Source organism: Streptomyces sp. DSM 116795 (genome assembly GCF_055792905.1).
Genome location: NZ_CM147707.1, coordinates 1,970,175 through 1,994,077, shown reverse-complemented (window position 1 = coordinate 1,994,077; position 23,903 = coordinate 1,970,175). Strand labels below are relative to the sequence as shown.

Annotated in this window: 17 protein-coding genes; 6 read left to right on the top strand and 11 right to left on the bottom strand. The window is 69.8% G+C overall.

Features of this window, described 5'->3' with window-relative positions:
* Positions 1-188 precede the first annotated feature (188 nt).
* The 4 genes from ACSMXX_RS08355 (at position 189) to ACSMXX_RS08340 (ending at position 4,441) form a co-directional block, all read left to right on the top strand.
* Positions 189-1,151, top strand: a complete 963-nt coding sequence (locus ACSMXX_RS08355; RefSeq protein ID WP_473183394.1) for a tetratricopeptide repeat protein — start codon at positions 189-191, stop codon at positions 1,149-1,151.
* 643 nt (positions 1,152-1,794) lie between these two features.
* On the top strand, positions 1,795-2,412 hold the full coding sequence (locus ACSMXX_RS08350) for a DUF6230 family protein (protein WP_473183393.1): 618 nt from the start codon (positions 1,795-1,797) through the stop codon (positions 2,410-2,412).
* Between the two features lie 111 nt (positions 2,413-2,523).
* Positions 2,524-3,150, top strand: coding sequence for a DUF6114 domain-containing protein (locus tag ACSMXX_RS08345; RefSeq protein WP_473183392.1), 627 nt, complete (start codon positions 2,524-2,526; stop codon positions 3,148-3,150).
* Between the two features lie 145 nt (positions 3,151-3,295).
* The gene (locus tag ACSMXX_RS08340; protein ID WP_473183391.1) at positions 3,296-4,441 is read left to right on the top strand and encodes a hypothetical protein; all 1,146 of its coding nucleotides are present in this window, start codon (positions 3,296-3,298) and stop codon (positions 4,439-4,441) included.
* A gap of 180 nt (positions 4,442-4,621) precedes the next feature.
* Here the strand turns inward: ACSMXX_RS08340 and pyk are convergent, their stop codons facing one another.
* The 3 genes from pyk to pta all read right to left on the bottom strand — a co-directional run bounded on the left by pyk (position 4,622) and on the right by pta (position 9,893).
* The gene (pyk, locus tag ACSMXX_RS08335) at positions 4,622-6,049 is read right to left on the bottom strand and encodes a pyruvate kinase (protein ID WP_070035350.1); all 1,428 of its coding nucleotides are present in this window, start codon (positions 6,047-6,049) and stop codon (positions 4,622-4,624) included.
* Positions 6,050-6,111: 62 nt separating this feature from the next.
* A complete protein-coding gene (locus tag ACSMXX_RS08330; protein ID WP_473183390.1) occupies positions 6,112-7,353 on the bottom strand; it encodes an acetate kinase in 1,242 nt (413 codons plus the stop codon).
* Between the two features lie 404 nt (positions 7,354-7,757).
* Positions 7,758-9,893 carry a phosphate acetyltransferase gene (pta, locus tag ACSMXX_RS08325; protein ID WP_473183389.1) on the bottom strand — a complete coding sequence of 712 codons (2,136 nt, stop codon included), beginning with the start codon at positions 9,891-9,893 and terminating at the stop codon, positions 7,758-7,760.
* A 366-nt stretch (positions 9,894-10,259) separates the two neighbouring features.
* On the opposite strand from pta, the gene ACSMXX_RS08320 reads away from it, so the two are divergent.
* Positions 10,260-11,285: an ATP-dependent 6-phosphofructokinase gene (locus ACSMXX_RS08320; RefSeq protein WP_473183388.1), complete on the top strand. Its 1,026-nt coding sequence runs from the start codon at positions 10,260-10,262 to the stop codon at positions 11,283-11,285.
* 43 nt (positions 11,286-11,328) lie between these two features.
* Here ACSMXX_RS08320 and ACSMXX_RS08315 read toward each other — a convergent pair whose 3' ends face one another.
* From ACSMXX_RS08315 to ACSMXX_RS08285, 7 genes are all read right to left on the bottom strand, one after another.
* Positions 11,329-11,667 (bottom strand): hypothetical protein, encoded by a 339-nt coding sequence (locus tag ACSMXX_RS08315; protein ID WP_473183387.1) that lies wholly within the window; start codon positions 11,665-11,667, stop codon positions 11,329-11,331.
* A gap of 85 nt (positions 11,668-11,752) precedes the next feature.
* Entirely contained in the window at positions 11,753-12,691 is a 939-nt protein-coding gene (locus tag ACSMXX_RS08310; protein ID WP_473183386.1) for a carbohydrate ABC transporter permease, read from the bottom strand.
* A 6-nt stretch (positions 12,692-12,697) separates the two neighbouring features.
* Complete coding sequence (locus tag ACSMXX_RS08305; protein ID WP_473184694.1) at positions 12,698-13,531, bottom strand: carbohydrate ABC transporter permease; 834 nt, start codon at positions 13,529-13,531, stop codon at positions 12,698-12,700.
* Between the two features lie 98 nt (positions 13,532-13,629).
* On the bottom strand, positions 13,630-15,012 hold the full coding sequence (locus ACSMXX_RS08300) for an extracellular solute-binding protein (RefSeq protein WP_473183385.1): 1,383 nt from the start codon (positions 15,010-15,012) through the stop codon (positions 13,630-13,632).
* 197 nt (positions 15,013-15,209) lie between these two features.
* The gene (locus tag ACSMXX_RS08295; RefSeq protein ID WP_473183384.1) at positions 15,210-16,247 is read right to left on the bottom strand and encodes a chitinase; all 1,038 of its coding nucleotides are present in this window, start codon (positions 16,245-16,247) and stop codon (positions 15,210-15,212) included.
* A gap of 607 nt (positions 16,248-16,854) precedes the next feature.
* Entirely contained in the window at positions 16,855-17,586 is a 732-nt protein-coding gene (locus ACSMXX_RS08290) for a response regulator (RefSeq protein ID WP_473183383.1), read from the bottom strand.
* Positions 17,583-19,232 (bottom strand): sensor histidine kinase, encoded by a 1,650-nt coding sequence (locus tag ACSMXX_RS08285; protein ID WP_473183382.1) that lies wholly within the window; start codon positions 19,230-19,232, stop codon positions 17,583-17,585. Before ACSMXX_RS08285 ends, ACSMXX_RS08290 begins: the two co-directional genes overlap by 4 nt.
* A 344-nt stretch (positions 19,233-19,576) precedes the next feature.
* Between ACSMXX_RS08285 and ACSMXX_RS08280 the strand changes: the two genes are divergently transcribed.
* Positions 19,577-20,998 carry a cation:dicarboxylate symporter family transporter gene (locus ACSMXX_RS08280; protein WP_473183381.1) on the top strand — a complete coding sequence of 474 codons (1,422 nt, stop codon included), beginning with the start codon at positions 19,577-19,579 and terminating at the stop codon, positions 20,996-20,998.
* A gap of 151 nt (positions 20,999-21,149) precedes the next feature.
* Here ACSMXX_RS08280 and glgB read toward each other — a convergent pair whose 3' ends face one another.
* Entirely contained in the window at positions 21,150-23,849 is a 2,700-nt protein-coding gene (gene glgB / locus ACSMXX_RS08275; protein ID WP_473183380.1) for a 1,4-alpha-glucan branching protein GlgB, read from the bottom strand.
* Positions 23,850-23,903: the final 54 nt, after the last annotated feature.

The window sequence follows — 23,903 nt, the reverse complement described above, 5'->3', positions numbered from 1 at the left end:
GAACGCTCTCCGGTGCGACGACCACGCGCAAGACCACGAGCACGACCCCGGCCAACACCTTGATCACGACCACGATCACGACCACGGGCACGGCCGGGCACGACCACGGGCACTAGCCGCAGCCCGGCCACAGCCGGATGGGGACCGGCGGGGCACACACCACGGCGGAAAGGGGGGAGACTGGACTCATGCAGCCACGCAATATGTCCATGAGCGGAGTGGTCGACCTCTCCGCGGTGAAGGCGGCCGGTGAGGCCAAGCAGAAGGCGGAGGAGGCCCGGGCCCGCTCCGCCGAGCAGGGCGGGGGCGGAGCCCCCGTGAGCCTGGTGATCGATGTCGACGAGGCGGGCTTCGAGGAGCAGGTCCTCCAGCGCTCCGCCGAGGTGCCCGTCGTCATCGACTTCTGGGCCGAGTGGTGCGAGCCGTGCAAGCAGCTGTCGCCCGTACTCGAGCGCCTGACGCGCGAGTACGGCGGACGTGTGATGCTTGCCAAGATCGACGCCGACAGCAACCAGATGCTGATGCAGCAGTTCGGCGTCCAGGGGATCCCGGCGGTGTTCGCCGTCGTGGCCGGCCAGGCGCTGCCGCTCTTCCAGGGCGCGGCTCCCGAGGCGCAGATCCGGCAGACGCTCGACCAGTTGATCCAGGTCTCCGAGGAGCGGTTCGGCATCACGGGCCTGCAGGGCGCCGTGGCCGAAGAGGGCGCCGAAGAGGCGCCGCAGGCGCCCGAGGAGCCGGAGGACCCGGCGCTCGCGGCGGCCCAGCAGGCCCTGGACGCGGGCGACTTGAACGGTGCGGTGCAGGCTTACAAGAACGTCCTGTCGGACGACCCCGGCAGCACCGAGGCCCGCGTCGGCCTCGCGATGGCCGAACTGCTCAGCCGCGTGCAGGGTCTGGACGCCCAGCAGGTGCGCAAGGACGCCGCGGACGATCCGGCCGCCGTGGAGGCCCAACTCCGGGCGGCGGACCTGGACATGGCCGGTGGTCATGTCGAGGACGCGTTCGGACGTCTTGTGGAGACGGTGAAAAGGTCCGCGGGGGACGACAGGGAGACTGCCCGCCTGAGGCTTCTGGAACTCTTCGAAGTGATTGGCGCGGAGGATCCACGGGTAGTCACCGCGCGTAGTGCCCTGGCTCGCGTGCTGTTCTGACAAGCGCGTACGGCTCCGTACGCACGGTCACGACAGATGGTTTTAGCGACATCAGCGGCTGTGTTTTGCCAAAACTTGGTAATCGCAGCCGCTGTTACTCGTAGTAAATGACCTCGCGCGCTTTCTTCTTGGATGTCCGGTTGGTTCCCTGCCTGCCGCCCCGGGGGTGACGACCCTGTGTGTCTGCCCTATGCTGATCGGCCGCCGACCAGTTATCTGGCCGTTACTCCCCGGTAACGCACCCCCTTGTGCGCAGCCTTCGGATGGACCACGATCGGCCAAGCTCGGTCCATTGCCCGCAGCCCGGCAACCATTCGGCGCCCAGCAGGTATTGGATCCCCACCGAGCAGACCGGCACGCAAGCTTCAGCCCCACCCAGCACCACCGCCGGTCTTCCGGACAGGGGGGTCTCTGCCGAACAGGCAGGGCCTGTCCGAACAAAGCAGGTTGCGCGAGAGCGTGGCCAGTGGTTGTCGCTCGGGGGTGATCGCCGACAGCTCGGACGTGACGTATCCGTACGTCTGTCGATGACGGCGCTCTCCTTCCCGAGGACGTAGCACTTCTCCCATCCCAGGTCAGGGAGCGGGCCGTTCAGGAGCGGTTCGTCCAGGCCGGAGATGTACGTCCGAGAAGGAGGAAAGTCATGGAGTCCCTGGCTCGTGGCGGGACCAGATGGAAGCGGTTCGCCGTCGTCATGGTGCCGAGTGTCGCTGCCACCGCAGCGATAGGTGTGGCACTTTCGCAGGGTGCGCTGGCGGCGTCGTTCAGCGTCTCCGGCCAGCAGTTCAAGGTCACCGCCGACCGTCTGGACGGCAAGGGCTTCGTCCAGTACGGGGCCGTCGACTCGACCAAGGCCGGCAACAAGCCCGTTGCGGTGGTCGGCTTCAACGAGGCGAAGATCAGGAATCTTTGCCAGTCCGTCGTAGTGCCGGTTCCGGCGTTCGGCGACGTGACGATGAAGCTCACTGCGGGTGCCGACGCGGCGCGACCGGTCGAGGCCAAGAAGCTCTACATCGATGCTGACGACCTTGGCGCGAACGCCACGTTCAACAACATCGACATCGGCGTCGCGGCTGACAGCACCTCGAAGGGCCCCGGTCCGAACAAGGGCGACAAGTACTCGGGCAGTTCATTCGCCCAGCAGGCAGACAGCGCGACGTTCACGGACGTCAAGCAGCGCGCCTGGGCGACCACCGCCGGTACTTTCAAGCTCAGCGGCCTTCACATGGCCGTGAAGAAAGGCAAGAACGAGTGCTACTGACACGCACTCACTGACCGGACGGGTGTGGCGCGGCTGCTCCTTGCCGCCCCGCACCCGTCCGGTCTGCTCCACCAACGCAAGCTTTGTGCCAGTCCCGAGGAGCTGTACGACATGAGCGCCGAGACGCGACAAAGGCTGACGACCGGATTCGGCCAGAAGCGCAGTTCGTTCCGGGACTGGCGTGGACAGCGCCCGTTCACGGGCGGGCTGCTGACGCTGCTCGCCGGTATTCCCATCATGTACGTCCCGTACCACAACCTCACGTTGGGTTCCCTGACGATCCGGATGTCGACGACCGCGGGTGCAGGCTCGCTGATCATCGGTGTCCTGCTGGTCGTACTCGGGCTCACGATGTGGTTCCAGCCCCATTCACGGGTCTTCGCCGGTATCGCGGCGATTCTGCTGGTCCTGGTCGCCTTGGTCGTCTCGAACTTCGGCGGCTACATGATCGGTTTCCTGCTGGGGCTGATCGGTGGTGCGCTCGGCGTCGCATGGGCTCCTGGGAAGCCGCTGACGAAGAGTGAGGCCGATGCCGACGAGCCCGAGGACGCCGGCAACGCGTCCGCCGGCAGGGCGACTTCGAGCCCCACGTACTCCTCGTCGCCCGCAGAAGCGGACAGGGACTCGGGCAGCGGACGTCTGACGGGTACGGCCCAGGACGACCTTTCAGTCTTTGGAACGGCTTCGTCGACCGGAGCCGATGCGAACCACGGGAACGGGAGGCACCGTGCCGGGTGACGAGGTTCATGAGGAGGCGGTGCCGTCGGCGCAAGAAGCGTCCGACGCCGGCCGTGGAAGAATCGGTCCGCGCCACGCGGCACCGAGGAAGCCACTGCTGAACCGCCTGCATGTCCCCGCGGGCAAGGCGATTGCCCTCGCGGCCATGCCCTCTGCGGTCCTGATGGGGATGGGGTTCACGCCTCAGCTGGCCAACGCCAAGCCGTTGCCCAAGAACCCCTTCAAGGGCGGCGCCTGCGTGTCTCAGCCCGACAAGGACGAGAACGCGGAGGAGAAGGCCAGGGAGAAGGCGGAGAAGGAGAAGGAAGAGGCAGCCAAGGAGAAGGCCGAGGAGGAGAAGGAGCAGGACGGGTCCAAGCCCGGTTCCGGTTCCTCCAAGCCCGAGCCCAGCCCGTCGGACCCGTCCGGCGGCAGTGGCGGCAGCGGCGGCGGGTCCGAGGACCCGGAGCCCAGCCCGTCCCCGTCCGAGCCCGGCGAGGACGAGGAGGAGGACGAGGACGACGGCGGCCTCCTGGGCGGTGTCGGCGACGCGATCGGCGACATCCTCACCCCCGAGGAGAAGAAGGCGAAGGAAGCCGAGGAGAAGGAGGAAGAGGAGAAGGCCTCTTCCGGCTCTTCGGACTCCGGATCCACCGGCTCGTCGGAGCCCTCCGCCACGGCGGACAAGCCTGCCGGGGACGCCCTCGGCAAGGTCGGCGACGGCCTCAAGGACACCACCGACAAGCTCGGCAAGAAGGCCGAGCGGGTCGGCAAGGGTGCAGACGAGCTGGTGCCCGAGGAGGAGAGCGGCAAGTCCACCGCCCGCAAGGACGGCAAGGACTTCCCCTGCGTCGAGGAGAAGAAGTCCGCCGGAAAGGACGAGCAGACTCCGAACACGCTGCCCAACGACCCGTGGACGCTGAAGGCCAGCTCCCTCGGTCTGCACGGCCTGGACTACAAGGGTGTCGTCAACATCCGTACCGCGGACGGGAAGACGAAGCAGGCCCTGAAGTTCACGGCGAGCAGCGTGGACATCGGCGACCTGCACCAGATCGTGGACGGCCCGAACGGCACCCAGTACCACGTACGGGCCGCCAAGGGCTCCACGTCCACCGTCAAGGGCGGCCAGGTCACCATGTACACGGAGAAGCTCAAGGGCAACCTGTTCGGGCTGATCCCGATCGTCTTCGACCCCGAGCACCCGCCGCCGCTGAACATTCCCGAGGCCTACTTCACCAACGTCGAGGTGACTCAGGCCGGGCAGTTCGGCGGCAACCTGACCGTGCCGGGGCTGCGCAACACCATCGAGTGAGGCCACCGCCGCATTCATATCCGGGAGCCGAAACATCCGGGAGCCGCGCACACAGCAGGGCCCGCGACCTCAAGGAGGCCGCGGGCCCTGCTCGTTGTCCGCGCTCGTTGTCCGCGTGCCCTTCGTCCGCGAGTGTGCCGTCCGCCCAGCCGGCTGCCCTGATCGCCCGCCGGCCGCGGGTCAGCCCTGGGTGCCGCCCAGATGGTGCACCCGCACCATGTTCGTGGTGCCGGGGACGCCGGGCGGGGAGCCCGCTGTGATGAGCATCGTGTCGCCCGCGTCGTAGCGCTGGAGCTTCAGCAGCTCCGCGTCCACGAGTTCGACCATCTCGTCGGTGTGCTGCACGTGCGGCACGACGTACGTCTCCACGCCCCAGCTCAGGGTGAGCTGGTTGCGCGTCTCCGGCTCTGTCGTGAAGGCGAGGATCGGCTGGCAGGCGCGGTAGCGGGAGAGCCGCCGTGCCGTGTCGCCGGACTTGGTGAAGGCCACGAGTGCCTTGCCGTCCAGGAAGTCCGCCATCTCGGCTGCCGCGCGTGCCACCGAACCGCCTTGCGTACGGGGCTTCTTGCCCGGCACCAGCGGCTGCAGGCCGCGGCTGAGCAGCTCCTCCTCGGCCGCCTCGACGATCTTCGACATCGTCTTGACCGTCTCGACCGGGTACTGCCCGACGGACGACTCCGCGGAGAGCATCACCGCGTCCGCGCCGTCGAGGATCGCGTTGGCGACGTCGGAGGCCTCGGCGCGCGTGGGGCGGGAGTTGGTGATCATCGACTCCATCATCTGCGTCGCGACGATCACCGGCTTGGCGTTCCGGCGGCACATCTCGATCAGGCGCTTCTGCACCATCGGCACCCGCTCAAGCGGATACTCGACGGCCAGGTCGCCGCGGGCCACCATCACGCCGTCGAAGGCCATGACCACGTCTTCCATGTTCGCCACGGCCTGCGGCTTCTCGACCTTGGCGATCAGCGGGACGCGGCGGCCGACCTCGTCCATGATCCGGTGCACGTCGCGTACGTCGGACGCGTCCCGTACGAAGGACAGCGCCACCATGTCGCAGCCCATGCGCAGGGCGAAGCGCAGATCCTCGACGTCCTTGTCCGACAGCGCCGGCACGTTGACCGCGGCGCCCGGAAGATTGATGCCCTTGTGATCGGAGATCACGCCGCCCTCGATCACGATGGTGCGCACCCGGGGGCCGTCCACCTCGGTGACCTGGAGGGCGACGTTGCCGTCGTTGATGAGTACGGAGTCGCCCTTGGTGACGTCGCCCGGCAGGCCCTTGTAGGTGGTGCCGCAGACCGTCTTGTCGCCCGCGACGTCCTCGGTGGTGATGGTGAACTCCTCGCCCCGCACCAGCTCCACGGGCCCCTCGGCGAAGGTCTCCAGGCGGATCTTGGGGCCCTGGAGGTCGGCGAGCACACCGACCGCACGGCCCGTGTCCTCGGCTGCCTTGCGGACGCGCTCGTACCGCTCCTGGTGCTCGGGCTGGCTGCCGTGGCTCATGTTGAAACGGGCCACGTTCATGCCGGCCTCGATCAGCGTCTTCAGCTGCTCGTAGGAGTCGACGGCTGGGCCCAGGGTGCAGACGATTTTGGAACGGCGCATGAGGACGATCCTAACGGTTTGTTCAAAGGCGGAACGTATCGGGGGTGAAGTGGATCACGGGGTCAGCTGTGAGCCGCGGAGCCCGCCTCGCTGACCAGCTCATAGGTCTGCCGTGCGATCTCCAGTTCCTCATCGGTCGGTACGACGGCCACCGTGACGGGGGCCCCGTCGGGCGAGACGATCCTGGCCTCGGCGGGCGCCGTGTCCTCCGGTTCCGCTTCGTTTCTCGCGTCGTCGACGGACAGGCCCAGCGCTTCCAGGCCCTCCAGCGCGGCCCGCCGTACCGGAGCGGAATTCTCGCCCACCCCGGCGGTGAAGGCCACGGCGTCGACGCCGCCCAGAACCGCGTAGTAGGCGCCGATGTACTTCTTGAGGCGGTGGATGTAGATGTCGAAGGCGAGCGTCGCCGCCTCGTCCCCTTCCTCGACGCGACGGCGGATCTCCCGCATGTCGTTGTCACCGCACAGGCCCACCAGCCCGCTCCGCTTGTTCAGCAGCTCGTCGACCCCGTCCACCGACATGCCCCCGACCCGCGTGAGATGGAAGACGACGCCGGGGTCCACGTCGCCGGAACGGGTACCCATCACCAGGCCCTCAAGCGGGGTCAGGCCCATCGAGGTGTCCACGCAGCGGCCCGCACGCACGGCGGAGGCGGAGGCTCCGTTGCCGAGGTGCAGCACGATCACGTCGACCTCGGACGGGTCCTTGCCGAGCAGCTCGGCGGTCTTCCGGGAGACGTACGCGTGCGACGTGCCGTGGAAGCCGTAGCGGCGTACGCGGTGCTCGTCGGCGGTCGCGGTGTCGATCGCGTAGCGGGCCACGTGCTCCGGCATCGTCGTGTGGAAGGTGGTGTCGAAGACCGCGACCTGCGGGAGATCGGGGTTGAGCGACTGAGCGGTGGTGATGCCCGTCAGATTGGCCGGGTTGTGCAGCGGTGCCACGGGGATGAGCCGTTCGATCTCCGCGAGCACGGCGTCGTCGACGACCGTCGGCCGTGTGAAGGTCTGCCCGCCGTGCACCACGCGGTGCCCGATCGCGGCCAGCCTGGGGTCCTCCAGACCGAAGCCGTCCGCCTCCAGCTCCTGCGAGACCGCCCTCAGCGCGGCGTCGTGATCCGCGAACTCCTCGACGCGCTCCCGGCGTTCACCTTCTGAAGCCAGTGGGGAATGCACGAGACGGGACTGCTTCTCGCCGATGCGCTCCACGATTCCGGCGGCCAGCCGCGAGCCGTCCGCCATCTCCAGCAGCTGGTACTTGACCGAGGAGGAGCCTGAGTTGAGTACGAGGACGTGGGTGGCGCTCAAGGGCTGCTCGGCTTTCTGCGAGGTCCTGCGGGGACGAGCCGGCGGGACCGGCGTGGCACGCGCACGACGATAGCGCCGCGGTGCGCGAGACCGCGCGCGGTGGTGGTGCCCGGTTCCGGGCCGGCTGGTTCGGGTCGGTTCCGGGCCGGCCGGTGCGGGCCCGTTCCGGTCGCCGCGCCCCGCGCCGGCCGGACCGCTCGGCCCGGATGCCGCGTACGTTGCGGTGCCGCCGTCGCCGGGCGCGCACCTGCGGCCGGGGCCGGGGCCGGGCCACGAGCGACCCCAACGGACCCTGTACCGGAGCCGATCGGCTCCCGCCGCCCCTCGCCGGCAGGGGATGATCCGCGAAATCGCCTTGTCCGGCGGACCCGGCGGACCCGTCGGACCCGGCGCCCGCCGCCGGTTCACCCGGGCGCGGGGCCGCCCGTGCCGTCACCCTGGGCCTGGATCGCGGTGATCGCGACCGTGTTGATGATGTCGGAGACCAGCGCACCCCGCGACAGGTCGTTGACGGGCTTGCGCAGGCCCTGGAGCACCGGCCCCACAGCGACCGCTCCCGCCGAACGCTGCACCGCCTTGTAGGTGTTGTTGCCGGTGTTGAGGTCCGGGAAGATCAGCACGGTCGCCCGGCCCGCCACCTTCGACTCGGGCAGTTTCGTCGCCGCGACCGAGGGCTCGACCGCCGCGTCGTACTGGATGGGCCCCTCGACCAGCAGGTCGGGCCTGCGCTCCCGTACGAGTTCCGTCGCCTCGCGCACCTTGTCGACGTCAGCACCCGATCCGGAGGTCCCCGTCGAGTACGACAGCATGGCGATGCGCGGCTCGACACCGAAGCGGGCGGCCGTCGCCGCCGACTGGACGGCGATGTCGGCGAGTTGCTGCGCGTCGGGGTCGGGGTTGACCGCGCAGTCGCCGTAGACGAGGACGCGGTCGGCCAGGCACATGAAGAACACCGACGAGACGATCGAGGCGTCCGGGCTCGTCCTGATCACCTCGAAGGCGGGGCGGACGGTCGCCGCGGTGGAGTGCGCGGCGCCGGAGACCATTCCGTCGGCGAGGCCTTCGCGCACCATCAGCGTCCCGAAATAGGAGACGTCCGCGACGACGTCGTAGGCGAGTTCGAAGGTGACGCCCTTGTGGGAGCGCAGCTTCGCGTACGTCTCGGCGAAGCGCTCACGCAGCGGAGAGGTCTGCGGGTCCACGATCCGTGCGGACGCCTGTGCGGTGGAGGGCAGTTCGTCCTCGGCGAGGAGCGCGAGGTCGATGCCGAGCTCCGCCGCCCGCCTGCGTACGGCCGTGTGCTCGCCCAGCAGCGTCAGATCGCAGATGTTGCGGCGCAGCAGCACCTCCGCTGCGCGCAGCACCCGCTCCTCGGCACCCTCCGGCAGCACGATGTGCCGGCGGTCGGCGCGGGAACGCTCGACGAGCTGGTGCTCGAACATCATCGGTGTGACGCGTTCGCCCCGTACGACCGCGAGCCGGTCCGCCAACTGCCGCGTGTCGACGTGGTGTTCGAAGAGGCCGAGGGCCACTTCGGCCTTGCGCGGCGTGGCCGCCGTCAGCCTGCCCTCCAGCGCCAGCAGCTCCGCCGCCGTGGGGAACGAGCCGCCGGACACCCCCAGGACCGGCGTGCCCGGCGCGAGCCGGGTGGCGAGCGCCATCGTCTCCGGCCCGGGCCGCTCGCCGAGGGTGAGGACGACCCCGGCGATGGCGGGGGAGCCGGCGGCGTGCGAGGCGAGGGCCCCCACGACCAGGTCGGCACGGTCCCCGGGGGTGATCACCATGCAGCCCTCGGTCAGGGCGGGCAGGAAGACGGGCAGATGCGCTCCGCCGAAGACGAAGTCCCGCACGTCGCGGGCGAGGGCCGCCGGCTCGCCCAGCAGCATCTCGGCGCCGAGCTTGTCCCGTACCTGCGCGACGGTCGGCGCGGAGAGCGCGGGCTCCTCCGGCAGTACGTAGACCGGCTCGGGGAGCCCGGTGCCGGCGAGCAGGCGCGCGGCCTCGTCACGCTCGGTGCCGCGCACGCGGTTCGCGGCCATCGCCACGACGTCGCAGCCGAGCGAGGTGAAGGCGTGGTGTGCGTTGCGCACCTCCGAGGCGACGGATTCGGCGCTCTGGTCCCTTCCGGAGACCACGGGCAGCACCGACGCCCCGAATTCGTTGGCCAGACGGGCGTTGAGCGCCAACTCGGCGGGGAGCTGGGTGCCGGCGTAGTCGGTGCCCAGGACGAGTACGGCGTCGTAGCCGGCCGCCGCGGAGTGGAAGCGCTCCACGAGGGCCGAGACCAGTTCGTCCTCGCCGCGGTCCGCCTGGAGCGCCGCCGCCTGCTCGTAGTGCATGCCGAAGGCGCTGTCCGTCGGCTGCGTGAGGCGGTAGCGGCTGCGCAGCAGCTCGTGGAGGCGGTCCGGGCCGTCGTGGACGAGCGGACGGAACACCCCGACGCGGTCCACCCGCCGGGTCAGGAGCTCCATGACTCCCAGCTCGACGACCTGGCGGCCGTCGCCGCGGCCGATTCCCGTCACGTAGACACTGCGGGGCACGGGTGTTCTTCCTCTCGTCGCCGAGCGGACGGTCCGGTCGTCCGGCCGTGGAATAGTTGGTGATCGGGGGGATTCGCCTGATATCCGCAAGCGCGGAACCCCGCAGAACCCCCACGTCCTTGACCGTACCCGCGGAGCGATGTGAGCGGGCCCGTCGAGCGGGCAGGAGAGCGGGAGGACATCGGCAGGAGGGGTCCGGTGGGCGGACGGGCGGTGCGGGGTGCGTTCAACACATGAAACACTCGGCACGGCTCGATTCGTCTGCGGACGGTTCACCGCCAGGACCAGCAGAGCAGCAAGGCCAGCAGAGCAGTAAGGAGCGCCCGCACGGTGCGGGCCGAGAGACGACCAGGAGAGCGAACCCCCATGCGCATCGGAGTCCTCACGGCAGGCGGCGACTGCCCCGGTCTGAACGCCGTGATCCGTTCCGTGGTCCACCGCGCCGTTCACGACCGGAACGACGAAGTGATCGGTTTCGAGGACGGATTCACGGGGCTCCTCGACGGGCGCTACCGCCCGCTCGACACCAACGACGTCGCCGGCATCCTGGCCCGCGGCGGCACCATCCTGGGGTCCGCCCGCCTGGAGCGCGACCGGCTGCGCGAGGCATGCGACAACTCCGAGGAGCTCATCGACCGCCTCGGCCTCGACGCCCTGATCCCCATCGGCGGCGAGGGCACCCTGACCGCCGCCCGGATGCTCGCGGACGCGGGTCTTCCGGTCGTCGGCGTTCCCAAGACGATCGACAACGACATCTCCGCCACCGACCGCACCTTCGGCTTCGACACCGCCGTGGGTGTCGCCACCGAGGCCATGGACCGCCTCAAGACCACCGCGGAGTCGCACCAGCGCGTCATGGTCGTCGAGGTCATGGGGCGGCACGCCGGCTGGATCGCCCTGGAGGCCGGCATGGCCGCGGGTGCGCACGGCATCTGCATCCCGGAGCGGCCCTTCGAGGTGGACGACCTGGTGAAGATGGTCGAGGAGCGCTTCTCCCGCGAGAAGAAGTTCGCCCTGATCTGCGTCGCCGAGGGCGCGCACCCGGCCGCGGGCTCGATGCCGTACGAGAAGGGCGTCATCGACCAGTACGGCCACGAGCGCTTCGTCGGCATCGGCAACCGGCTCGCGAGCGAGCTGGAGTACCGGCTGGGCAAGGAGGCCAAGCCGGTCATCCTCGGTCATGTGCAGCGCGGCGGCACACCCACCGCGTACGACCGCGTGCTCGCCACCCGATTCGGCTGGCACGCGGTGGAGGCGGCACACCGGGGCGACTTCGGCCGGATGACGGCGCTGCGCGGCACCGAGATCGTCATGACGCCGCTGGCGAACGCGGTGACCGAGCTGAAGCGCGTACCGCAGGACCGCATGGACGAGGCGGAATCGGTCTACTGACCGGGGCCGGGCCGGTGCGTTCCGTACAAGCCGGTGCCGCTCGTCACACTTCCTTGACGAGCCGCGCCGCTGCGGACAGCGGCAGCTGCGGATACTGCTTCTTCAGGCTCCGTACCGCTGCCGCCACACCCTCCTCGGCTCGCAGTCGGCGCACGGCATCGACGTCGACCGACCGGCGAAAGTCCTCGAAGGTTCCGAACTCCGAGGCGAACTGGTCGTTCTGCCTCTTGCGGTCGGCGTACACCTCGGCCGCTCCGGGAGCGGTGAGGGCGAGGACCAGGCAGGCGATTCCGGGTGCGAGCATTCCGGCGGAGAGAAAGACGACGGTGAGCGCGAACCCTGCGATTCCTGCAAGCCACAGGAACACTCGCGGCGTGTACATGGCCGGTACCTTCCGTAGCGCTACGGCTGCCGCGGTCGCGGCCCGCGCCGGCGGGCGACCACGTCAGCCGTAGCGTAGACGGGCCTCAGCCCTTGACCGCCCCGCCCAGCGTGAAGCCGCCCCCCAGCCGCTTCGCGATGAGGATGTACAGCAGCAGGACGGGCGTGGAGTAGAGGATCGAGAACGCCGCGAGTTCGCCGAAGGCGATGGACCCGAGGTTGCCGAAGAAGGTGAAGATGCTGACGGACGCCGGGAGTTGCTCCGGGCTGATGAGCAGCATGAAGGGGACGAAGAAGTTCCCCCACATCTGGATGAAGCTGTAGACGGTCACCACGGCGAAGCCCGGGCCCATCAGCGGCAGGATCACCTTGGTGAGCGCTTGGAACCAGCTCGCGCCGTCCGTCCACGCCGCCTCTTCGAGCGCGATCGGCACGCCGTCCATGAAGTTCTTCATCAGCCAGACCGCGAAGGGCAGTTGGGACGTGGCGAGGAAGAAGGACGTGCCGTGCATCGTGTCGATCAGGTTGATCTGCACGAAGAGCCCGTAGACCGGCACCATCACGGCCGTGATCGGCAGGCACGTGCTGAAGAGGATCGTCAGCAGGTACGGGCGTGAGAACCGGGCCTTGTAACGGGAGAGCGGATAGGCCGCCAGGGCCGCCGCCGTGACCGTCATCAAAGTCGCACTGCCGCACAGCAGCAGGCTGTTCATCATCGGCGTGAAGGTGATCTCGTCCGTCAGTACGTTCGAGAAGTTGTCCGTCGTGAGGCCCGACGGGGGAGCGACCTTCATCGACGGGTCCGTGTCGACCGACGCGAAGAGGAGCCACACCAGGGGCAGGATGAACGCCCCTACGACGACGAGGAGTCCGAGGTCGGCGGCGAGCCGCTGACGCGTGGTGCGGCTGAGGGAGCGGCCCGGGCGCAGCGGACGCCGCGGCACGGCCGGTGCCTTCGCCGCGCCCGTGCCTGCGCCCGTACCGCTGCCGGCGCCCGCGCCGGTCGTGCTGGGGATCGCGGTCATGTGTCCTCAGACCTCCTCGCGCATCAGGCGCAGATAGACGACCGAGAACAGCGCACCGACCACCAGCAGAAGCAGCGCCACCGCCGTGCCGTAGCCGATGAGGGACTTGTTGAACGCCTGGTCGTACATGAAGATCGGCAGCGTCTGGCTGCGGTTGCCCGGCCCGCCGCGGGTCATCGCCCAGATCAGCCCGAAGACGGAGAGCGTCTGGAGGGTGTTGAGCATCAGGTTCGTGCCGATGGAACGGCGGATCATGGGCAGCGTGATGTGCCACAGCCGCTGCCACGAGCCGGCGCCGTCGACTTCCGCGGACTCGGTGACCTCCTTGGGGATCTCCGAGAGCGCCGCCGAGTAGACCAGCATCGAGAAGGCCGTGCCGCGCCACACGTTGGCGAAGGAGACCGCGATGATCGGCAGCGTGAACAGCCAGTTCTGGGACGGCAGATGGAGCCAGGCCAGAATCTCGTTGAGCGTGCCCTCCTTGCTGAAGAAGGTGTAGAGCAGAAAGCCCGCCACGATCTCCGGCAGCACCCAGGCACTGATCACGACGGCGCCGGTGATCGACCGGATGGCCTTGGTCGAGCGCGCCATCAGGGAGGCCAGCGCCAGGCCCAGGGTGTTCTGGCCGAGGATGGAGGAGATGAGCGTGAAGACCAGTGTGAGCAGTACGGAGTTGCGGAAGTTCTCGTCGCCGAAGGCCTTCGTGAAGTTCTCGAAGCCGACGAACGACGCCTCGGCCTGGCCTGTCAGCTGCATGTCGGTGAAGGCGATGTACGCGCAGTAGGCGATGGGCCCGGCGAGGAAGAGCAGCAGCAGGACGGTCGCGGGGGCGATGGGCATCCAGCGCCACGGGTTCTGCCGCCGTACGTGGCGCTGGTCCCGGGGCTGTCCTCCGCGCCCCGGGACCTCCTTGCCGACGGCGGCGAGGTCGGTGGCGCTCACTTCTTGACGACAGCTCCGTTCGTGATCGACTCGAGTTGCTCGTCATAGGACTTGGCGGCTTCGCCGACCGACGAGTCCCCGGTCGTCACCGACTCCATGGCTTCGGTGATGGCGGTGGAGACCTGGGGATAGACCGGCAGCGTGGGACGGTACTCGGTGTGCTCGACCCGCTTGGTGAAGAACTTGATGCCCGGCATCGAGTTCAGGTACTTCGGGTCCGCGGCGACGTCCTTGCGTACGGCGATCTGCGCACCGCGCACGCACCACTCGACCGCGTTCTTCTGGCTCTGCATGTGCTGGATCATCTTCCAGGCCAGTTCCGGGTTCTTGGACTTCTGGGGGATCGACCATGTCCAGCCGCCGGACATGCTGGTCTCGCCCGGTGCCTCACCGTTCTGGGTGGGCATCGGGGCCATCCCCATCGTCTCGTCCCACTCGGGCCAGGGGCTGCCGCCCGTCTTGATCCACTGCTGTCCGAGCCAGGAACCGTCGATCGCGATCGCCAGCTTCTCCTTCGGGAGGAGGTCGGTGACCACCTTGGTCTGGATGGTGGGGCTGAGGGCCTGGTCGACTTCGGGACCGAGGTCGTCGCCGTAGACGGTCTTGACGAAGTCGAGGCTGTCCTTGAAGCCCTTGCTGCCCTTGACCCACTTCTTCGACTTCGGGTCGTAGAGCGGGTCTTTCCCGGTGCCGTAGAGCAGCATCTCGAAGCCCTGCATCGCCGCGGCTTCGCCGACCGCCTTGCCCGTGAAGACGTTGAGCGGGATCTTGTCCGGGGCCTTCTTCTTGACCGTACGGGCGGCATCGAGCACGTCGTCCCAGGTCTTGGGCTTCCAGTCCTCGGGCAGCCCGGCCTTCTTGAAGATCTTCTTGTTGAACCACAGCGCCCGGGTGTCCGTGCCGTCGGGGACGCCGTAGATCTTGCCGTCCTGCGCCTTGGCGGCCGTCTTGGCCGTGGAGTCGAACTGCTTCCAGTCGTCCCACTTGCCGATGTAGTCGTCCAGCGGGCGCAGATAGCCGCTCTTGATGTCGGAGTTGATGAGGAAGGTGTCCTCGTAGACCAGGTCGGGTGCGGTCTTCGGGGAGCGCATCATCTGCTGCAGCTTGGTGACGTAGTCCTGCGCGGAGGCCTGGATCGGGATGATCTTGACCTTCTTGCCCTTGTTCTTCTTCTCGAACTCCTTCGCCATGTCTTTGACGTAGTTGTCCCGGACGGTGACCTTGTTGTCCGTGTCCTTCGGGAAGGCGATCTTGATCGTGTCGGGGTCGCTGCCGGTGCCCCCGCCGCAGGCGGTGAGCGTGCCTGCGGCGAGGACGGCGGCGATACTGAGGACCAGCGGGCTGGTGTGGCGCACGGGCATGACGGGCATGGCGGGCATGACCTCCTCGGGCCTCGGCCGGGGCGCCACCAAGGGGCCGCAGGCCGCGCGGGGCTGCTTTGTCCGTACAATCTCCCGGTCCGCCGTGTTCAGGTCAATGGCCGTGCAGACGCGCAGTTCAAGACCGTGACAACGTTGTTATCAACGCCATGGAACGGCTGTTCACCGCGCGCGGGCAGCGAGGTCCTCGCCGGTTCTCAACCCGTGTACCCAGCAAGGATCTTGGAGAATTCCCAGGGCTGCTGGTCCACGCCGCTGCACGAATCGGCGCCCCCGCCGTCGCAGGGCCGGTCGCGGTTGACGGACCAGAAGCTCGCCCGTGCCAGGCCGCGTTCCTTGGCGTAGTCGACCATCTCCTGGAAGTCGGACGGCGATACGGACTCGCCCTCCACGTCCGTCTTGCCGTTCATCGAGGAGAAGCCGACCTTGCCGTAGGCCTCGTCGGTGGAGATTCCGTACGCCTCGCCCACCGTCTTGGCCAGGCCGTCCACGGCGGACTTGGTGGCCGCGGCCAGGTCGGTGGTGCCGTCGCTGAAGTCGAAGGGCATGACCGTCCAGCCGTCCACGTCGAGACCGGCTTCGGCGCCCTTCTGGATGAGGTCCTTGCCGTTGGCGTTGGGGCCCTGCGGGGTCGTGCCGAAGGTCAGATAGACCTTGATGCCCGAGTTCTTCTCCTTGACGATCTTCAGTGCGTCGATGACGCGCTGCCGGACCTCCGCGTTCTCGACCTCGGTCGACTCGATGTCGACGTCGACCGACTTCAGTCCGTACGCGTCGATGACCTTCTGGTACGCACCGGCCAGGTCCTCCGCGTTCGAGCACACCTCGCCCAGCTTGCTGCCGCTCCAGCCGCCGATCGACGGGGTGATGTCGCCGCCGGCGTCCTGGACCGCCTTGATGGTCTGCGCGTCCTGGCCGCCCTCCAGCGGCCTGCTGCCGTCCCAGGCGGGCGAACAGCCGCCGTCGGAGAGGATGAAGGCCATCGTGAGCTGGGTCAGGCCGGTCTCCTTCATGAGGTCGGCGGCGTTCGGCGGGTTGCCCCAACCGAGGTAGAGATACGGGCCGTTGAGGCCGCTCGGGGCGGCCGCGGCCGGTGCCGAGGCGGGTGCCGCGGCCTTCTTGCCGTCGCTCTCGTCCGGTGTGGCGTAGACGTTGGCCGCGAGGGCGGCCGAGCCGGTGAGGGCCGCGGCGAGCGCGAGCGCGAGCCGCTTGCGCGGCGCGAGGTGGGGGCGCACGTCAAACTCCCGTCGTGGGTGGGGGATTGGGAAGGATGAATCGTCCGGGGCGGCCGGTGCCGCCGCGGATGCGTGGTGCGGAGCCGCACGCTAGCGCGCTAGCATTGGTCCAGACAATAGAAAGGTAAGGAAAGCTTCCAGTCGATCTCGCGGCGTACGCAGGCGAGTCGGGCGGCCCGGCGCGCGAGCCGCCCCAAGTGGCGCCGTACGAGGGGGAGTACGGGCCGCAGCTCCGCAGCTCCGTTTGCGTGTCGATGTGGACGGTGCGGTGCGGCGGCACGCACGCGCCCGTGCGGGCCGGGCGTCAGCCGGGCGTCAGCTCAGGGCCTGGGGCTCAGAGGCTGCTGCTCATGCGCGCGGGCCCGCAGGCATCCGTGATGCCCGCCGGCCCGCAGCCGCGCCTCGGCCGGTTGTCAGGCGGCGGCTGTCAACTGCCGCTTGCCGGCTACCGGTTGTCCGTTCACCGGTTGTCCGCCGCGCCCGCCGAGCGCCATTCGTTGCAGGCGGCGGAGCCGCCCTCGGTCTCGCGTAACGCGACGCGCACACTTCCAACGGAAGACACGTCCGCCGGAGGGCGGGGGCCGGGGCTGCCACCGGCACAGCCGGGTCAGCCGCGCCAGCGGTAGCACAGCTCCGGGCGCCCGACCTGCCCGTACTGCGGGGCGCACGAGGCGCTCCCGTCCTCGACGAGGTGCTCCAGATAGCGCCGCGCCGTGATCCTGTTGACGCCGAGCGCCTCCGCCGCGGCCGCCGCCGAGAGCCCGGCCTCGCCGGCTCCGCGCAGCTCCCGCGTCACCGCTTCGAGCGTCGCCGCGCTCAGCCCTTTGGGCAGAGCGGTCGGCCCGGGTGCCGCCCGCAGCCCCGACAGGGCCCTGTCCACCTCGGCCTGGCTGACCGCCGCACCGCCCGACGCCGCCGTCTTGCTGCGGAACTCCGCGTAGCGCAGCAGCCGTTCACGCAGTGTCGGAAAGGTGAAGGGCTTCAGCACATGCTGTACGACGCCGAGCGAGACGCCCTCCCTGACTACGGTCAGATCGCGGGCCGAAGTCACCGCGAAGACGTCGGTCGTACGTCCGGCGGCGCGCAACGACCGCAGCAGCGCGAGACCGTGGCCGTCCGGCAGATACAGATCCAGCAGGATCAGGTCGACGTGCGAGCGTTCCAGGGCACGCAGCGCCTCGGCCCGCGAGTGCGCCACGCCCGCGACGGCGAAGCCAGGGACGCGGGAGACATAGAGCGCGTGCGCGTCGGCGGTCACCGGATCGTCCTCGACGACCAGGACCTGGACCGGCGGCGGCCCCTGCGGCGGTCCCTGCGCGGGACCTCCCGGCCCGCTCACTGCTCCGCCTTCTGCAGCGGAAGCCGCACGGCGAACTCGGCCCCGCCTTCCGGGGATTCGCCCACCTCCAGCGTGCCGCCGTGACGGTGTACGGCCTGCCGCACCAGCGCCAGTCCGAGGCCGCGGCCGCCGGCCCTGCCGCGGGGGGAGGCCTTGGTGGACCAGCCGCGCTCGAAGACCGACTCGGCGTCCTCCGGCGCTATGCCGGGCCCGCTGTCGGCGACCCTCAGCAGCAGCGCCGTACCGCCGTCCGCGCCGCGTTCGCCCCGCACGCTCACTCCGACCCGGGAGCCGTTGTGCTCCGTGCCAGGCCCGGCCGCGGCGTCGACCGCGTTGTCGATCAGATTGCCCAGCACGGTGACGACATCGCGGTGCGGCAGACAGGACGGCAGCAGACCGTCGTCGATGTGGCTGTCGGGGCTCAGCGAGAGTTCGACGCCGCGCTCGTTGGCCTGCGCGGCCTTGCCCAGCAGCAGCGCGGCGAGCACCGGTTCCGCGACGGCCGCGACCACCTCGTCCGTGAGCGCCTGGGCCAGCTCCAGCTCCTCGGTGGCGAACTGCACGGCCTCGTCCGTACGTCCCAGCTCGATCAGCGAGATCACGGTGTGCAGCCGGTTCGCGGACTCGTGCGCCTGCGACCGCAGCGCCTCCGCGAAGCCGCGCACCGAATCCAACTCGCCGGTCAGCGACTGCAGTTCGGTGTGGTCCCGCAGGGTCACCACCGTGCCGCGCTGCTCACCGCCGTCCACCGGCGAGGTGTTGACGACGACCACGCGCTCGTCGGTGAGGTGCACCTCGTCCACGCGCGGCTCGGAGGCCATGAGCGCACCGGTCAGCGCGCGCGGCAGACCCAGTTCCGCGACGCTGCGGCCCACCACCTCGGTGGTGCCGAGCAGCCCCAGCAGCTCCCGGGCACCGTCGTTGACGAGGGCGACCTGCTTCTGCCCGTCCAGCATCAGTAGCCCTTCACGCACCGCGTGCAGTGTCGCCTGGTGGTAGTCGTGCATGCGGCTGAGCTCCGCCGCGTTCATGCCGTGAGTGTGGCGCCGCAGCCGCGCGTTGATCACGTACGTACCGATCCCGCCGAGCGCCAGCGCACCGCCCGCGACCCCGAGCAGCAGCATCACCTCGCGGCGCAGCTCCTCGGTGATCGTCTCCACGGCGATACCGGCACTGACCAGGCCCACCACCCGGCCGCCGTCCCATATCGGCGTCACCACGCGCACCGAGGGGCCGAGCGTCCCGGTGTACGTCTCATGGAAGCTGTGGCCCTCGACCGCCCGGCCGATGTGGCCCAGGAAGCGCCCGCCGATCCGCTCGGGATCCGGGTGGGTCCAGCGGACGCCCTCGGTGTTCATGATGGTGATGAAGGTGACACCGGTGTCGCGGCGGACCTTCTCCGCATACGGCTGCAGCTCCTCGCTCGGGCTGGGTGTGCGGATCGCCTCCCGTACGGACGGGGAGCGGGCGATCGCGCCGGCCGTCGCGGACGAGCGGTGGCGGGCCGACTCCTCCGCCTGGATACGGTCGGTGACATAGGCGAACACCGCGCACCCGGCCACCACCACCGCCACCAGCACGACCTGCATCGCGAAGAGCTGGCCGGCCAGGCTGCGGGGCGGCCGCGGTGTACGGGGAGTGCGCATGGGGCCAGTCTGCCCCGTGGAATTTCCGTGCACGTAATGCACGCAACCGTGACGGGCGTCACTCCGGCATGCATAGTCGCCGGGACTCGGACCGCGGCCTTCCGGCCACGGAAACCGAGCTAGTGCCGTGACCGGCAATGTTTGCCCGTAGAGGAGCGTCGTCCGGTGCGTGCGATCGCAAGGCGGCCGGAAGTCCTTTGGGGTCCCCCATGGCGAAGCCCAGGGGAGGAGCTACCAGGGCTTTTGGCCAACGCAGCGAGGGTGCGTGCAGGGCGGCGCGACAGGGCAGAGCTTGCCGGGAGGGGCACTAGGAGCCGCAACCACGCAGAGCGAGGAGCCCCGACGTGTCCCAGCAGACACCGCCGACATCAGCGGCGGCGCCCCGGCGGACCAGGCAGGACCGCACTCATTACCTCTACCTGGCCGTGATCGCTGCAGTCGTGCTCGGAGTGGCCTTCGGCTTCGTCGCGCCCGACACGGCCAAGGAACTGAAGCCGCTCGGTGAGGGCTTCGTCTCCCTCATCACCATGATGATCTCGCCGGTCATCTTCGTCACGATCGTGCTGGGCGTCGGCTCGGTGCGCAAGGCGGCGAAGGTCGGCGCCGTGGGCGGTCTGGCGCTGGGCTACTTCCTGGCGATGTCCGTGGTCGCCCTCGCCATCGGCCTTGTCGTCGGGAACGTCCTCGACCCGGGCAGCGGCCTGCAGCTGACCGACGAGGCGCGCAGCGCCGGCGCCGCCGAGGCCAAGGGCGCCAGCGAGAGCACGGTGGACTTCCTGCTCGGGGTCATCCCCACCTCGATGTTCTCCGCGTTCACCGAGGGCGAGGTGCTGCAGACGCTGCTCATCGCGCTGTTCGTCGGCTTCGCGCTGCAGGCGATGGGCTCGTCCGGTGAGCCGATTCTGCGGGGCATCGGACATCTGCAGCGGCTGGTCTTCCGGGTGCTCGCGATGGTCATGTGGGCGGCTCCCGTAGGTGCCTTCGGCGCCATCGCCGCGGTCGTCGGAGAGACCGGCCTCGACGCTCTGAAGTCGCTCGCGATCATCATGATCGGCTTCTACGTCACCTGTGTCGTCTTCATCTTCGGCGTGCTCGGGCTGCTGCTGAAGCTGGTCACCGGGATCAACATCCTCTCGTTGTTCAGGTACCTGGCCCGCGAGTTCCTGCTGATCCTCTCCACTTCGTCCTCGGAGTCCGCGCTGCCGCGGCTCATCGCGAAGATGGAACACCTGGGGGTCAGCAGGCCGGTCGTCGGCATCACCGTGCCGACCGGCTACTCCTTCAACCTCGACGGCACGATGATCTACCTGACGATGGCTTCGATCTTCGTCGCCGAGGCCATGGGGGACCCGCTCACGCTCGGACAGCAGATCTCCCTGCTGATCTTCATGTTCGTCGCCTCCAAGGGCGCGGCCGGCGTGACCGGCGCCGGGCTGGCCACCCTCGCCGGCGGCCTCCAGTCCCACCGCCCCGAACTGGTCGACGGCGTCGGGCTGATCGTCGGCATCGACCGCTTCATGAGCGAGGCCCGCGCCCTGACGAACTTCGCGGGCAACTCCGTGGCCACGGTGCTGGTCGGCACCTGGACCAAGGAGATCGACAAGGAGCGGGTCAAGCGGGTGCTCGCGGGCGACGTGCCGTTCGACGAGTCGACGCTCCTGGAAGCCGATCATGACGCGGCAGGCGGCGGCGACGGCGACCAGGTGCCCGCGTCGCGCGACGGCCGTCAGGAGGCGCCGCTCTCCACCTCGAAGAGCGACGGCTGAACGAGGCTGAACGACCGCTGAGCCACGGCGGGATGGACACGTCCCGCTCGGCTCACCGCGCACAAGGGCCCGCCCGGTATCCGTCCCCGTACCGGGCGGGCCCTGTCGTGTCCGGGCCGGCGGTCGTGTCCGGCCGCCGGCCGGCCGGCTGTCAGGCGGGACGGAACCAGAGCGTCGACAGCGCGGGCAGGGCCGGCGTCACGGACGCGGGGTATCCGTGTGCCGGGTGCGATTCCGCCGTCAGCGTCCCGTGGCCGCCCGTACCGCTGCCGCCGTAGCGCACGTCGTCCGTGTCGAGCACCTGGCGCCAGACCCCGCCGCCCGCGGCGGCGGGCGGCACGCCCAGCCGGTACGAACTGACCTGCCCGGCCGAGAAGTTGCTCACCGCCAGCAGCGGATCTCCGGCGGCGTCGAAACGCAGGAACGCGAAGACGCACTCCCCGGCGGCACCGGCGGCGCCGCTGCTGCCGTCCTCCACCCAGGAGAAGCCCGCCGGGTCGGTGTCCAGTTGCCACAGCGCCGGAGTGCTCGTGTAACGCGAGTTGAGGTCACGCACCAGGTCCCGCACTCCGCGGTGCCCGCCGCCGGCGCCCCCGTCGCCGTCCGCGCCGGCGGAGCCGAGCAGCCGCCAGTCCGGGCCGCGTTCGTCGGACCACTCGGTGTCCTGCGCGAACTCCTGCCCCATGAAGAGAAGTTGCTTGCCCGGGTGCGCCCACATGAAGCCGAGGAACGCCCGGTGGTTCGCCCGCTGCTGCCACGCGTCGCCCGGCATCTTCCCGACGAGCGGACGCTTTCCGTGCACGACCTCGTCGTGCGAGACGGGCAGGATGAAGTTCTCGGCGTAGGCGTAGGTCATCGCCCGTGCCAGCTGCCCGCCCTGATACGTGCGTTCCGCCGGCTCCTGCTGCACGTACCCGAGCGAGTCGTGCATCCAGCCCATGTTCCATTTGAAGTCGAAGCCGAGGCCGCCGAAGCCGCACTCCCCGGTGTGGTCGGTGGCCCGCGTCACCCCGTCCCAGGTCGTCGACTCCTCCGCCGCCGTGATGACGCCAGGGCACCGGCGGTGGAGCGTGGCGTTCATCTCCTGCAGCAGCGCCACGGCGTCCGGATTCTCGCGCCCGCCACGGGAGTTGGGCGTCCACGCGCCCGGCTCGCGCGAGTAGTCGAGATAGAGCATGGAGGCGACGGCGTCCACGCGGAGGCCGTCGATGTGGAACTCCTCGCACCAGTGGACGGCGCTGGAGACGAGGAAGTTGCGCACCTCGCGGCGCCCGAAGTCGAACTCCAGCGTCCCCCAGTCGGGGTGCTCGGCGCGTGACGGGTCCGGGTGCTCGTACAGGGAGGGGCCGTCGAAGCGTGCGAGCGCCCATTCGTCCTTCGGGAAGTGCGCGGGCACCCAGTCCATGAGCACGCCGATGCCCGCCCGGTGCAGCGAGTCGACCAGGAACTTGAAGTCGTCCGGGCCGCCGAGCCGCGCGGTCGGCGCGTAGAAGCCGGTGACCTGGTAGCCCCACGAGCCGCCGAACGGATGCTCGGCGCACGGCATCAGCTCGACGTGCGTGAAGCCCATGTCCCTGACGTACGCGGGGAGTTGAACGGCGAGTTCGCGGTACGTCAGGCCGGGGCGCCACGAGGGCAGATGGACCTCGTAGACGGACAGCGGCGCCGCGTGCGGACTGCCCGCGGCGCGCCGGTCGAGCCAGTCGCCGTCGCCCCATCTGTAGCCGGAGGTGTGGACGACCGAGGCGTTGCCGGGCGGCACCTCCGCCGCGCGAGCCATCGGGTCGGCATGCAGCACACGGGACCCGTCGTCCCGTACGACCTCGAACTTGTACAGCGCGCCGTCCCCGACCTCGGGCAGGAACAGCTCCCACACCCCTGCTGTGCCGAGCGAACGCATCGGGAAGGCCGTGCCGTCCCAGTTGTTGAAGTCGCCGGCGACGCGCACGCCTCGGGCGTTCGGTGCCCACACGGTGAACCGCGTCCCGGCCACGCCCCGGTGCGTCATCGTGCGGGCGCCCAGCGCCCGCCACAGCACCTCGTGTCTGCCCTCGCCGAACAGCCGCAGGTCCAACTCGCCGACGGCGGGCGGGAATCCGTACGGGTCGACGAAGGCCTCGCCCTCCTCGCCGGGCCCGCTCCCGTACTTCACCAGCAGCCGGTACTCGGGGATCTCCCCGTCCGGTGCGAGCGGCCCGCCGGGCGGCGTCACCTCGCCGGCGAAGAAGCCGTCGCCCTCGTCCCGCAGCCGGGTCCGCCGCTCACCGTCGCCGTCCGGGACGAGGACGGTCACGGAGCGCGCGTACGGGCGCAGGGCCCGGAAGCGGACGGCGCCCCCGGGCGTGGTGCGGGCGCCGAGGTGTGCGTGCGGGTCACGGTGGGCGCCCGCGAGCAGCCGCTCGCGGTCCTCGGAGGGAAGGGCGGCCGCGGCGCGGGCACTCGGAACTCCGAGGTCCGGTTCGGGGCCCGGCTCGGGGAGCGAGTCGGAGCCCAGCCCCGGGAGCGGCTCGGGGTGCCAGCCTGTGCGCTCTTCCGGGTGCCGGCGGGGGCGTGGTTCCGGACCCGGACCGGTGCGGGCCGCGCCAGGCCGTGCCGGCGCGGACTCCGCCGGAAGTCCGGGCCAGGCGGCCGGCTGCGGCAGTCGCGCCGCCTTCCGCCGGCCCTTGCTGGGCGCGTTCGGCCCGAGTGCGGCGAGCGCGGCGGGCGGGTTGGCCCAGGGCCCGGTCAGCGCTGCGAGCGACCAGCCCGAACGGGCACGGCCGGCCGGGCCGCCTGCCCGGCCGGGCAGGAAGGTGGCAGGCACGTACGGCTGAACGTTCCCCGTGGGGTCGGGCGGCTGAGGGACGGTCACTGTCAGAACCTCCTGATTGCGTCGGCGGCTGGCACATCGGGCACGGAAGGCGGA

Bases quoted from the DNA above. Each gene is read 5' to 3' on its own strand.
- pyk (WP_070035350.1), bottom strand. From the start codon at position 6,049: ATGCGCCGTTCCAAAATCGTCTGCACCCTGGGCCCAGCCGTCGACTCC.
- ACSMXX_RS08305 (WP_473184694.1), bottom strand. From the start codon at position 13,531: ATGCCCATCGCCCCCGCGACCGTCCTGCTGCTGCTCTTCCTCGCCGGG.
- ACSMXX_RS08345 (WP_473183392.1), top strand. From the start codon at position 2,524: ATGAGCGCCGAGACGCGACAAAGGCTGACGACCGGATTCGGCCAGAAG.
- ACSMXX_RS08350 (WP_473183393.1), top strand. From the start codon at position 1,795: ATGGAGTCCCTGGCTCGTGGCGGGACCAGATGGAAGCGGTTCGCCGTC.
- ACSMXX_RS08355 (WP_473183394.1), top strand. From the start codon at position 189: ATGCAGCCACGCAATATGTCCATGAGCGGAGTGGTCGACCTCTCCGCG.
- ACSMXX_RS08315 (WP_473183387.1), bottom strand. From the start codon at position 11,667: ATGTACACGCCGCGAGTGTTCCTGTGGCTTGCAGGAATCGCAGGGTTC.
- ACSMXX_RS08285 (WP_473183382.1), bottom strand. From the start codon at position 19,232: ATGCGCACTCCCCGTACACCGCGGCCGCCCCGCAGCCTGGCCGGCCAG.
- ACSMXX_RS08300 (WP_473183385.1), bottom strand. From the start codon at position 15,012: ATGCCCGCCATGCCCGTCATGCCCGTGCGCCACACCAGCCCGCTGGTC.
- ACSMXX_RS08310 (WP_473183386.1), bottom strand. From the start codon at position 12,691: ATGACCGCGATCCCCAGCACGACCGGCGCGGGCGCCGGCAGCGGTACG.
- ACSMXX_RS08340 (WP_473183391.1), top strand. From the start codon at position 3,296: ATGCCCTCTGCGGTCCTGATGGGGATGGGGTTCACGCCTCAGCTGGCC.
- ACSMXX_RS08320 (WP_473183388.1), top strand. From the start codon at position 10,260: ATGCGCATCGGAGTCCTCACGGCAGGCGGCGACTGCCCCGGTCTGAAC.